At 61.8% G+C, this 12,012-nt stretch carries 10 protein-coding genes and 2 pseudogenes; 5 read left to right on the top strand and 7 right to left on the bottom strand.

Annotated elements, in window-relative coordinates; translation table 11 throughout:
- Positions 1–11: 11 nt before the first annotated feature.
- Positions 12–1,089: pseudogene (gene mtnA / locus AYR47_RS15360) on the bottom strand (S-methyl-5-thioribose-1-phosphate isomerase).
- A 108-nt stretch (positions 1,090–1,197) separates the two neighbouring features.
- Here mtnA and AYR47_RS15355 point away from each other — a divergent pair.
- The 4 genes from AYR47_RS15355 (at position 1,198) to AYR47_RS15340 (ending at position 4,750) form a co-directional block, all read left to right on the top strand.
- On the top strand, positions 1,198–2,529 hold the full coding sequence (locus AYR47_RS15355) for a TRZ/ATZ family hydrolase (protein ID WP_061435762.1): 1,332 nt from the start codon (positions 1,198–1,200) through the stop codon (positions 2,527–2,529).
- Between the two features lie 64 nt (positions 2,530–2,593).
- The gene (gene ubiG / locus AYR47_RS15350; protein ID WP_033902528.1) at positions 2,594–3,292 is read left to right on the top strand and encodes a bifunctional 2-polyprenyl-6-hydroxyphenol methylase/3-demethylubiquinol 3-O-methyltransferase UbiG; all 699 of its coding nucleotides are present in this window, start codon (positions 2,594–2,596) and stop codon (positions 3,290–3,292) included.
- 4 nt (positions 3,293–3,296) lie between these two features.
- Positions 3,297–3,968, top strand: a complete 672-nt coding sequence (mupP, locus tag AYR47_RS15345; RefSeq protein ID WP_033902529.1) for an N-acetylmuramic acid 6-phosphate phosphatase MupP — start codon at positions 3,297–3,299, stop codon at positions 3,966–3,968.
- A 41-nt stretch (positions 3,969–4,009) separates the two neighbouring features.
- A complete protein-coding gene (locus AYR47_RS15340; RefSeq protein ID WP_016975315.1) occupies positions 4,010–4,750 on the top strand; it encodes a YciK family oxidoreductase in 741 nt (246 codons plus the stop codon).
- A 74-nt stretch (positions 4,751–4,824) separates the two neighbouring features.
- Here the strand turns inward: AYR47_RS15340 and AYR47_RS15335 are convergent, their stop codons facing one another.
- The 6 genes and pseudogenes from AYR47_RS15335 to AYR47_RS15310 form a co-directional block, all read right to left on the bottom strand.
- Complete coding sequence (locus AYR47_RS15335) at positions 4,825–6,339, bottom strand: ABC transporter substrate-binding protein (protein ID WP_061435760.1); 1,515 nt, start codon at positions 6,337–6,339, stop codon at positions 4,825–4,827.
- A 35-nt stretch (positions 6,340–6,374) separates the two neighbouring features.
- Complete coding sequence (locus AYR47_RS15330) at positions 6,375–7,346, bottom strand: ABC transporter ATP-binding protein (protein WP_061435758.1); 972 nt, start codon at positions 7,344–7,346, stop codon at positions 6,375–6,377.
- Positions 7,343–8,299: an ABC transporter ATP-binding protein gene (locus AYR47_RS15325; RefSeq protein WP_061435756.1), complete on the bottom strand. Its 957-nt coding sequence runs from the start codon at positions 8,297–8,299 to the stop codon at positions 7,343–7,345. Before AYR47_RS15325 ends, AYR47_RS15330 begins: the two co-directional genes overlap by 4 nt.
- Positions 8,296–9,153 (bottom strand): ABC transporter permease, encoded by an 858-nt coding sequence (locus tag AYR47_RS15320; protein WP_061435755.1) that lies wholly within the window; start codon positions 9,151–9,153, stop codon positions 8,296–8,298. The genes AYR47_RS15325 and AYR47_RS15320 overlap by 4 nt, the downstream gene beginning before the upstream one ends.
- Positions 9,150–10,097 (bottom strand): ABC transporter permease, encoded by a 948-nt coding sequence (locus tag AYR47_RS15315; protein WP_033902534.1) that lies wholly within the window; start codon positions 10,095–10,097, stop codon positions 9,150–9,152. The genes AYR47_RS15320 and AYR47_RS15315 overlap by 4 nt, the downstream gene beginning before the upstream one ends.
- A gap of 3 nt (positions 10,098–10,100) precedes the next feature.
- A pseudogene (locus tag AYR47_RS15310) lies at positions 10,101–10,989 on the bottom strand (proline iminopeptidase-family hydrolase).
- A gap of 183 nt (positions 10,990–11,172) precedes the next feature.
- Here AYR47_RS15310 and AYR47_RS15305 point away from each other — a divergent pair.
- Entirely contained in the window at positions 11,173–11,937 is a 765-nt protein-coding gene (locus tag AYR47_RS15305; RefSeq protein ID WP_061435753.1) for a LuxR family transcriptional regulator, read from the top strand.
- Positions 11,938–12,012: the final 75 nt, after the last annotated feature.

The raw sequence follows: 12,012 nt of genomic DNA, 5'->3' as shown, positions 1-12,012 counted from the left end.
GACGAATTGGCTTAATGCAGGCGCTTACGGCACATCAACTTGGCCAGCTTGGCGGTGTCCGGCCGCTCGACCACGCCTTTTTCGGTCACGATCACGTCGATCAGGTCGGCCGGGGTCACGTCGAACACCGGGTTGTAGGCGCTCACATCCGCAGCAAAACGCTGGCCGGCGACTTCCAGCAACTCGCCGGTATCGCGCTCTTCCAGGGCGACGTCATCACCCGTGGCCATCATCAGGTCCAGGGTCGAACTCGGCGCCACCACCATGAAACGTACACCGTGGTGCATCGCACACACCGCCAATTGGTAGGTGCCGATCTTGCTGATCACATCGCCATTGGCGGCAATGCAATCGGCGCCGACGATCACCCAGGTCACGCCTTTGGTCTTGAGGATGTGCGCGCCGGCCGAATCGGCATTCACCGTCACCGGGATGCCCTCGCCCGCCAACTCCCAGGCGGTCAGCCGCGAACCTTGCAGCCAAGGCCGGGTTTCATTGGCGTAGACCTGCTCGACCATGCCCTCAAGATAAGCCGCACGAATCACCCCGAGCGCCGTCCCCACGCCGCCGGTCGCCAGGGCGCCTGCGTTACCGTGGGTAAGAATGGCCTGGGCATTGCCCTGGTGCTTGCGGATCAGCTCGACGCCCAGTTGGGCCATGGTGAGGTTGGCTTCGCGATCACTTTCATGGATGGCGATGGCTTCTGCTTCCAGCACCGCCAGCGGATCGGCGTGCTTTTTGACACGATCCAGGCGGTCGCGCATGCGTTTCAACGCCCAGAACAGATTCGACGCGGTGGGTCGGGCATCGGCCAGCAGTGCGTAGTCTTCTTCCCACGCGGGCCTGCCAGTCACCACCCTCGGCGATGCGCTCACGGGCCGCCAGCACCAGGCCATACGCGGCGCTGATGCCAATAGCCGGCGCACCGCGCACCACCATCGAACGAATGGCGGCCGCCACTTCATCGACCGTCACGCAGGCCACCCAGCTTTCCCGGGACGGCAAGGCACGCTGATCGAGCAGGTACAGCGCGCCATCACGCCAATCGATGGCCTTCACTTTCTCCGCTGCCAACAGTCGATCGCGCATCCCTTACTCCGCACTCATAAACAAAGCCGCCGATTATAGCGATCCGCCAGCCAGGACGCTCGGGTATACTTCGCCCTTCTTTTATAGCTGCCTGGGAAGAAGCCTGCGATGACCGCCACTGCCGCCCCGCTCGACTTATTGTTGCTGCCAACCTGGCTGGTACCCGTCGAACCCGCTGGCGTGGTGCTCAAGGAACACGGGCTGGGCATCCGCGACGGGCGCATCGCGTTCATCGGCCCACGGGCCGCAGCGTTGAAGCTTTCGGCCAACGAAGTACGCGAACTGCCCGGCATGCTGCTCAGCCCCGGCCTGATCAACGCCCACGGGCATGCGGCGATGAGCCTGTTTCGCGGCCTGGCCGACGACCTGCCGCTGATGACCTGGCTGGAAAAACATATCTGGCCCGCCGAGGCCAAGTGGGTCGATGAAGCCTTCGTGCGCGACGGCACCGACCTGGCCATCGCCGAACAGCTCAAGGGCGGCATCACCTGCTTCTCCGACATGTACTTCTACCCCAAGGTCGCCAGTGACTGTGTGCACAACAGTGGCATGCGCGCGCAGATTGCGATCCCGATCCTGGACTTCCCGATCCCCGGTGCCAGCACCGCCGATGAGGCGATTCGCCAGGGCGTCGAGCTGTTCGGCGACCTCAAGCACCACCCACGCATCAAGATCACCTTCGGCCCGCACGCGCCCTACACCGTGTGCGACGACAACCTGGAGAAAATCCGCGTAATCGCCGAAGAGCTGGACGCTGCTATCCACATGCACGTTCACGAAACCGCCTTTGAAGTGCAGCAAGCCGTCGAGCAGACTGGCGAACGGCCATTAGCTCGCCTGAGTCGCCTCGGGCTGTTGGGCCCGCGCTTCCAGGCCGTTCATATGACCCAAATCAGCGAGGATGACCTGGCTTTGCTGGTAGAAAGCAACACCAGCATCATTCACTGCCCGGAATCCAACCTGAAACTGGCCAGCGGCTTTTGCCCGGTGGAGCGGCTGTGGCAGGCTGGTGTGAACGTGGCCATCGGCACCGACGGCGCCGCCAGCAACAATGACCTCGACCTGCTGGGTGAAACCCGCACCGCAGCGATGCTCGCCAAGGCTGTCGCCGGTTCGGCCACCGCGCTGGATGCCCATCGCGCTCTGCGCATGGCCACCCTCAACGGTGCACGGGCCATGGGCCTGGAAAGCGAAATTGGCTCGCTGGAAGTTGGCAAGGCGGCAGATATCGTCGCCTTCGATCTGTCGGGGCTGGCGCAACAACCGATCTATGATCCGGTCTCACAGCTTATATATGCCACCGGACGCGATTGCGTGAAACACCTTTGGGTCGCCGGCAAGCAGTTGCTCGACGACCGGCAATTGACCCGCATGGATGAACAACAGTTGACCGCCACGGCCATTGCCTGGGGCCAACGCATCAGCGGGCACCACGAATAACGAAGGTTTTGAACCCCTGTGTTCAAGACTGACTCAACGATTTATCAGATTTAGAGGATTCACCATGAGCAACGTCGACCACGCCGAAATCGCCAAGTTCGAAGCCCTGGCCCACCGCTGGTGGGACCGCGAGAGCGAGTTCAAGCCGCTGCACGACATCAACCCGCTGCGGGTCAACTGGATTGACGAACGCGTCAACCTGGCTGGCAAGAAGGTGCTGGACGTGGGCTGCGGCGGCGGCATCCTCAGCGAAGCCATGGCCCAGCGCGGCGCCACCGTGATGGGCATCGACATGGGCGAAGCCCCACTGGCCGTGGCCCAGCTGCATCAGCTGGAATCCGGCGTGAGCGTGGAATACCGCCAGATCACCGCCGAGGCCCTGGCCGAAGAAATGCCCGAGCAGTTCGACGTGGTCACCTGCCTGGAAATGCTCGAACACGTGCCGGACCCGTCCTCGGTGATCCGCGCCTGCTACCGCATGGTCAAGCCGGGTGGCCAGGTGTTCTTCTCCACTATCAACCGCAACCCCAAGGCCTACCTGTTCGCGATCATCGGCGCCGAATACATCATGAAGCTGCTGCCGCGTGGCACCCATGACTTCAAGAAATTCATCCGCCCGTCCGAGCTGGGCGCCTGGAGCCGCCAGGCCGGGCTGACCGTCAAGGACATCATCGGCCTGACCTACAACCCGCTGACCAAGCATTACAAGCTGGCCAACGACGTTGACGTCAACTACATGATCCAGACCCTGCGCGAGGAGTGAGCCTGTGAAGTTGCGAGCGGTTCTCTTCGACATGGACGGTACCCTGCTGGATACCGCGCCGGACTTTATCGCCATCTGCCAGGCCATGCGTGCCGACCGCGACCTGGCGCCGATCAACCCGCAGCACATCCGCGATGAAATTTCCGGCGGAGCGAAGGCGATGGTGGCCGTGACCTTTTCCATGGACCCGGAATCCCCAGGCTTTGAGGAGCTGCGCCAGGAATTCCTCGAGCGCTACCTCAAAGGCTGCGCGGTCCACAGCAAACTGTTCGACGGCATGGCCGAGCTGCTGGAAGACATCGAGAAGTCCAAGCTGGTCTGGGGCGTAGTCACCAACAAACCCCTGCGTTTTGCCGAACCGATCATGCAGCAGTTGGGCCTGGCCGAGCGCTCGGCGCTGCTGATCTGCCCGGATCACGTGAAGAACAGCAAGCCGGACCCGGAGCCGATGATCCTGGCGTGCAAGATGCTCGACCTGGACCCGGCCAGCGTACTGTTCGTGGGCGATGACCTGCGCGATATCGAGTCCGGCCGCGACGCCGGCACCCGCACCGCAGCGGTCACCTACGGCTATATCCACCCGGACGACAACCCGCGCCACTGGGGCGCCGATGTGGTGGTGGATCACCCGCTGGAACTGCGCAAGGTGCTGGATAACGCGCTGTGCAGTTGCTGATGGGCGAAATGGATCTTCTGTGAATTCTGTCGAGGTTGTTTATGTTTGATTACTCTGCACGTCCAGAACTGCTCAAAGGCCGGGTGATCCTGGTGACCGGCGCCGGTCGCGGGATTGGCGCGGCGGCGGCAAAAACCTACGCCGCCCACGGCGCCACCGTGCTGTTGCTGGGCAAGACCGAAGCCAACCTGGCCCAGGTGTATGACGAAATCGAAGCCGCAGGCCAGCCGCAACCGGTGGTGATCCCGTTCAACCTGGAGACCGCCCTGCCCCATCAATACGATGAGCTGGCCGCGATGATCGAAAAGGAGTTCGGCCACCTCGACGGCCTGCTGCACAACGCCTCGATCATCGGCCCACGTACGCCGATCGAGCAGTTGTCCGGTGAGAATTTCATGCGGGTGATGCACGTGAACGTCAACGCGATGTTCATGCTGACCAGCACTTTGTTGCCGCTGCTCAAGCTGTCCCAGGATGCGTCGGTGGTGTTCACCTCCAGCAGCGTTGGGCGCAAGGGTCGGGCTTACTGGGGCGCCTATGGCGTGTCGAAGTTTGCGACTGAGGGCTTGATGCAAACCCTGGCCGATGAGCTTGAGGATGTGGCCGCGGTACGCTCCAACAGTATCAACCCCGGTGGCACGCGCACCAGCATGCGCGCCCAGGCGTATCCAGGGGAAAACCCGATGGAGCGGCCTGCTCCGGAAGAGATCATGCCGGTGTACCTGTACCTGATGGGGCCGGACAGTGCCGGCATCAATGGCCAGGCGTTCGACGCGCAATAACAGGTACGCAAGAGAACTAAAATGTGGGAGCGGGCTTGCCCGCTCCCACATTTGTATGCAGTGCTCTCTGGATCTTAGTTTTTCACCACTTCCTCAAGGGTGAAACGCCCCAGTGGGTTTTGCAGGAAATTGCTCACGTTCTTGCGTGAGATGTTGATGTACGGGCTGTAGTACAAGTCGATCCAGTTCACGTCCTGTTTCGCCAGTTTCTGTAACTCGACATACATCTGCTCGCGCTTGGCCGGGTCCGCCTCGATGCGCGCCTGTGCCACCAGCGCCTTGACCTTGTCGTTCTTGTAGCGGGTCATGTAGTTCTGGTTAGTGTCGTGGCCCAGCACGAAGGTGGTCTTCTGGTCCGGGTCAAGGATGTCGTTGGTCCAGTACATCACCGAAATGTCGTACTCACCGTCCACCAGCATCTGCCAGCTCTGGGTCGGGTCGACCTTTTGCAGGTTGGCCGTCACACCGACCTTGGCCAGTTGGTCCTTGATGATCACCGCAATCTGCTCGTCGGCTTCGTTGCCGGCGTTGACCACGTAGTTGAGCTTCAAGTCCTTGGCACCGGCCTGCTCCAGCAGCTTCTTGGCGGCGGTGGGGTCGTACGGGCGTTGCAGGTTGTTGGCGTAGTGGTACAGCGAGCCCTTTGGAATGTAGGAATAAGCCACGGTGCCCTGACCGTAAGTGGCGGTCTTCACCAGCGATTGTTTGTCGATGGCCATGTCCAGCGCCTGACGCACTTCCGGCTTGGCCAGCAGGCCGTGGTCGTGGTTGATCAGCAGGTGATCTTCACGGGTGGATGGGTCGGCGTGGATCACCACGTTCTTGTCTTTCTTCAGCTCCTCGACCCGCGAGAAGGGTACGAAGATCGCCGTGTCCAGCTCGTTGTTCTGCACCATGCGCATGCGCGTGTTGTCGTCGGTCACGGAGACCCACTCCACGCCATCCAGGCTGACGTTCTTGGCCTGCCAGAAGTTCGGGTTCTTCTTGAGGATCACCCGATCCCCCTTGCGCCACTCGTCCACGGTAAACGCGCCGGAAGTCACCGGATTTTCCGAGTAGGCGTCTTCGCCCATTTTGGTCATGGCTTTTTCCGACAGGATCGACACCGTTGGCGACGCCAATTGCGAGAGGAAGGCTACCGCCGGGGTCTTCAGGGTGACCACCAGGGTTTTCGGATCAGCCGCCTTGGCCGTGTTGATCAAGTTGAACGGATCGGCCCACAGCGAGGCCTTGTTGTCGCGGATGCGCAGCAGGCTGAACGCGGCGTCGTCAGCGGTGATCGCCGAGCCGTCGGAGAACTTCGCATCACGCAGTTTGAAGGTGTAGGTCAGGCCATCCTTGGAAATGTCCCAGCTTTCGGCCAGGCCCGGTTCCATCTTGGTGCCCAGGTTGTCGACACGTACCAGGGTGTCGTAGACGTTGGCGAAAACCCAGGTGTCGCGGTTTTGCGCGCTTTTGATCGGGTCGAACGTGGTGCTGTCTTCACGGCAGCCGATGGTCAGCACGCCGGCGGCGTGGGCCAGCCCGGCAGTGAGGGACCATGCGGTCAATGTAGCGGCGGCGAGCAACTTCAAGTGGCGCGATTGCATGTCATAACTCCTTGTTCATGAATGGCAGGGAAGGGTCAAAGCAAAGGTTCTTCAAGCACGCAACTGTACCGATGCTCGTGCAGGAAATGCGTCGGCGGCAACACCACGGAACACAAGGCTCGGGCATGCCGGCAACGCGGGTGGAAGGCGCAGCCTGTAGGCAAATTCAGCGGGCTCGGTGGTTCACCCGGCAAGGGTTCGGCAGGCAATGGCCGATGGGGATCGATCTCGGGAATCGCCTGGATCAACGCCGCCGTGTACGGGTGACGTGGGGCGGTAAAGACCGCCTCCACTGGACCTTCCTCGACGATCTTGCCCAGGTACATCACCGCCACGCGGTCGCACAAACGGCGGACGATGGCCAGGTCATGGGCGATGAACAGGATCGCCAGGTTCATGCGCTGTTGCAGTTCCAGCAACAGGTTGATGATCTGGCCCTGAATCGACACATCCAGCGCCGCCACACACTCATCAGCGATGATCAGCCGTGGCTCCACCGCCAGTGCCCGGGCAATGCCGACCCGCTGGCATTGCCCGCCGCTGAGGGAGCCGGGTTTGCGGTTGGCCAGTTCGGGGCGCAGGCCGACCAGGTCAAGCAGTTCATTCACGCGCGCCGGAACCTGCTCCGGCGTGACCTTGCGCTGCACCCGCAACACTTCGGCAATCGTCTCGCCGATGGTGTGGCGCGGATTCAGCGCGGCATACGGGTCCTGGAAGATCATTGCGGTTTCATGGCGCAGCCGAGTGATGTCGATGGCACTACCGTGAGCCATGTCGATGCCATCAAACAACACCTGCCCGGCGCTGATCGGGTTGAGGTGCAGGATGGCGCGACCCAGGGTGCTTTTGCCGCTGCCGGACTCACCGACCAACCCCAGGGTTTCACCCGCCGCCAGGTTCAGCGATACGCCGTTCACCGCCCTCACCCACTGTTTGTTCAAGCCGAACAAACCGGTGCCGGATGCGGCAAACTTCACCTCAAGGTCCTTGATCTGCAGCAGGCTCATGGGCGCACTCCCAACGGGTAATGACAGGCGACTCGCGCGCCTTCCGGCAGCGCCTCGGTGCACAAGGTGCCGACCTGTGGGCAACGCGGGTTGAAGCGGCAGCCGGCGGGCAATGCGTCCAGCAACGGCGGCTGTCCAGCAATTGTGCGCAGCAAGGCGTGTCCGCTGCTGTGGGCAGGTTGGCATTCAATCAAGCCTGCGGTGTAAGGATGCTGCGGATGCGCCAGCAAATCATATTTGCTGCCGTGCTCACACAGGCGCCCGGCGTACATCACGGCGATGGCGTCGCAGGTTTGCGCGACCACGCCGAGGTCGTGGGTGATCATGATGATCGACAGGCCGCGCCGGTCACGCAGTTCCAGCAGCAGCCGCAGGATTTGCGCTTGCACCGTCACATCCAGGGCGGTGGTGGGTTCGTCGGCGATTAGCACTTTCGGGTTGCAGGCCAGGGCCACGGCGATCATCGCGCGCTGGCGCATGCCGCCGGAAAACTCGTGGGGGTAGTTGTCGACCCGCGCCTGGGGATCAGGGATGCCCACTTGGCGCAGCACGTCGATAGCTTGCAGCCGCGCATCTTTTTTCGAGGCGCCTTGGTGCAGGCGAATACCCTCGGCAATCTGCTCACCGATGCGCATCAAGGGGTCGAGGTGGCTGCTGGGGTTCTGGAAGATCATGCCCAACTGACCGCCGCGCACGGCACGCATGCCGGCGTCATCCAGTGACAATAGATCCTGGCCGGCCAGCCTTACGGCACCGCCTTGCACCCGCAGATTGGGGGAAGGCAACAAGCGCATCAGGCCGCGACAGGCCATGGTCTTGCCCGAACCGCTTTCCCCGACCAGGCCGAGGATCTCGCCCTCGGCCAGATCGAAGGACACGCGATCAACCAGGGTCACATCCCGCCCGGCGTTATTGGCGATCACACTGAGGTCGCGCACCTGCAACAGGCTCATGAACGATCCCCCAGCACTTGCGCCACGCCATCAGCGAGCAGGCTGAAGCCCATGGCCAAGGTCACGATGGCCAGCCCCGGAAAGGTGCAGATCCACCAGGCGGTGGTGATGAAGGCCTGCCCTTCGGCCACCATCGTGCCCCATTCGGCGGTCGGCGGTTGCACGCCCAGGCCCAGGTAACTCACGGCGGCGCCATTGAGCAACACCAATACCGCGTCCGACATGGAAAACACGATGGAGCCGAACATCGCATTGGGCAACAGGTGCCGGAACAGAATCCGCCCATGGCCAAAGCCCAGGCTCTTGGCGGCCAGGGCAAAGTCGCTTTCCTTGAGCACCAGGATCTGTGAGCGGATCAGCCGGGCGTAGGACACCCAGCCCACCAGCGCCATGGCGATATAGAAACTCTTCAAGCCTGGACCGAGGATGGCCATGATCGCCAGCATCAGCACCAGGAACGGGAATGCCAGGATCACATCGATCACACGCATGCAGACACTGTCAAAACGCCCGCCGATGTATCCGGAGACCGCGCCAATGAAGGTGCCGATCATGAACGGGAAAATCACCCCGACGATGGCCAGTTGCAGGTCAATGCGTGCGCCCCAGATCACCCTCGAAAGGATGTCCCGACCATAGTTATCCGTACCGAACGGATGAGCCAGGCTGGGTCCGAGCAAACTGAAATCCGTGTTCTGCGCAATCGGGTCGTAGGGCGCGATCCACGGTGCAAACAGCGCAAGCACCAGCCACGCCAGCAGAATCAGCAAGCCCCACGCCGCCGTCAGCCGGCCATTGCGAAAGCCGAAGCGCAGGCGCAAGCGCCAAGGAGCAATCAACGGGCGGCTGCTCATTGCATCTTCACCCGTGGGTCAAGGGCCACCGTCGCTACGTCAGCGATGAAGTTGACGATCACCGTCGCGCAGGCCAGCACCATGGCCACGCCCTGCACCACCATGTAATCGCGGGTAAAGATCCCGCGCACCAGCAATTGGCCGATGCCGGGGATGGCGAACAGGCTTTCGATCACCACCGTGCCGCTGATCAGCCAGCCGATATTGACCGCCAGCAGGTTGACCGCCGGCACCAGGGAATTGGGCAACACATGGCGACGAAACACCTCGGCTTCCGACAATCCACGTGCCCGGGCGGCGGTCACATGGTCGGCCTGCAATTCCATCAACATGCTCGCCCGCAGGTTGCGCACCAGCACCGCCGACAGCGCCAGGGCAATCGTCAGGCAGGGCAAAACCATGTGGTGCGCCTTGTCCAGCCAGGTGCGGCCATAGCCCGACACCGGAAACAAACCCCACTGCACACTCAGCAACAGGATCAACATCAACCCCAGCCAGAACGCCGGCATGCCCAGGCCGACGGTGGTGAAGACACGAATCAGGTTATCCGCCCAGCCGCCCTTGTTGCGCGCGGCCAAGGTCGCCAACGGCACCGCGATCAACAGCGCCAGCAGCACACTGCCGAGTACCAGCACCAGCGTGGGTTCAATGCGCGTGACGATCAGCTTGAGCGCATCGACCTTGTACAGCAGCGATTGGCCGAGGTCGCCCTTGAGCAGGTTCTTCAGAAAGTAGAAATATTGCAGCCACAACGGCTGGTCGAGGCCGTACTGGGCACGGATCTTCAGCAAGGCGTCCGGTGTGCTGCGCGAGCCCAGCAGCGCACGCGCCGGGTCGCCGGGAATCGAGCGCACCAATACAAAGGTGATCAGGCTGATGCCAAACAGCACCGGCAGCAATTGCAGCGGCCGGGACAGCACAAAACGGTAGCGCGCCAGGTTCATCCGTCAGCCTCGGTGACGAGCGAGGAAGTTCAGCAGCACCGGGAAGTACGCCTGGGGTTCTTCATAAAACGGCATATGGCTGCTGTTGGGGAAAACGTGCAGTTCGGCGTGCCGGGCCGCCATTTTCATGCGCATGGCGCAGGCCGGGGTGAGTTCGTCATGCTGGCCGGTGGTGATCAGGATCGGCATCTTGAACTCGGCCATCTCGGGGATGCGGTTCCAGTCCTTGAGGTTGCCGATGTAGAGGAATTCGTTGGGACCTTGCATGGTTTCGTAGGGACCCATGTTCCAGTCGTCGAGCGAGCGTTTGACCGGCGCGGGCCACTCATCCAGGCGGCACACGTGGCGATAGTTGAGCAAGGTAATCGCCGCCTGGTACTGCGGGTGGTCCAGGGTGCCCATGGCTTCGTGGCGCTGCATCATCGCCACAGTTTCGCTGCCGAGGGCGCCGCGCAGGCGCTCCAGTTCCTGGGACAGGTGCGGAATGTCGCCCACGGTGTTTTCCAGGATCAGGCTTTTCAGCGCGTCGGGGTAATGGATAGCGTATTCGATACCGAGCCAGCCGCCCCAGGAATGCCCGAGCAGGTGCACGCGGCCCAGATCCAGGGCCTGACGCACGGTTTCGACTTCTTCGACATAACGGCGGATTTCCCACAGCGAAACGTCGGTGGGTCTGGCTGATGCGCCCGTGCCAAGCTGGTCGAATGCAACCACTCGCAGGTTATGCTCTTTGAGCCAGCCATGGGCGTCGCGCAAGTAGTCACACGGCAGGGCCTGGCCCGCCGTTGAGGCACAACAGCGCCTCATCGCCTTCACCAAAGCTGTAGACCACGAGGTTATGGCCGTCGACTTGCACGTTGTACTGCTGGTCGGGGGCAATTTCACGCCACATGCATACATTCCTTGTGTTGTATCGGCCTGGCAGGTAGCGGCCGTTTATCAGGCCAACACTACCGAGGATGCCGTGCGTCCATAACCTAGTATTTCTTATAGGTTTGGCCTGGCAGTCCTTCGCCGGGGCGTGGCATTCTACTTGCCGCAAGTCGAGATTCAAATGAATTCGGGAGCCGAACGGATGCTGGCCAAGCTGACTGCGTTAAATCACCGCCTGATGCCGGGCAGGAGCCTGGACGAGCAGATGGACAATACCTTCATCCTCGCCCAACAACTGGGCTTCGATGCATTGGTGTATGACTACACCCCGGTGCCGATGGACCAGGACGGCGCATTGATCACTCCGTCGGTGCTCGCTCTGCGCAATACCCCGCCTGACTGGCATGCCCTGTGGTGCAGCGAAGGGTTCTACCAGATCGACCCGGTGCAACATCTGGCCCTGAGCACGGTGTCACCGTTCGTGTGGTCCTACGACGTCAAGGCCGATACCCCACTGCAAAAGATCATCGATCCCTGCCATGCGCCGGTTTCTTCCTACTTGCACGACCAGCAATTGACCTGCGGCGTCAGCGTGCCGATCCACCTGCCCCGTGGCGGCTTCGCCTCGCTGACTGGCCTGCGCACGGGCAAAGCGCACACAGTGTTGCAGGATGCACAGCAGACCCTGTCGGATTTCAGCCTGATTTCCCATGCCTTGCAGGAAGCGGCCTACCCGCTGTTCAGCAAGGAGCTGCGCACTTATCCGCATATTCACCTGACCAAACGCGAGCGCGAGTGCCTCAAATGGGCCGCCGACGGGCTGACCGCTGCCGAAATCGCCACGCAATTGAGCCGCTCGCTGGCGGTGGTTACCTTGCACCTGGCCTCGGCGATGCACAAGCTGGGGGCCAAGAATCGCGTGCAGGCGGTGGTGCGCGCCACCCATTACCGCCTGCTCGAAGACTGACCGGTGGGCAAAACCTAGCTGTTTTGCTAGTTACTTAAACTTCGCCCACGCATTATCGTGTCCCTGATCCTTTTT

The sequence above is a fragment of the Pseudomonas azotoformans genome (genome assembly GCF_001579805.1).
Classification (GTDB): Bacteria; Pseudomonadota; Gammaproteobacteria; order Pseudomonadales; family Pseudomonadaceae; genus Aquipseudomonas; species Aquipseudomonas azotoformans_A.
Note: the sequence above shows the minus strand (reverse complement) of the source record. Positions and strands in the feature narration are given on the sequence as shown.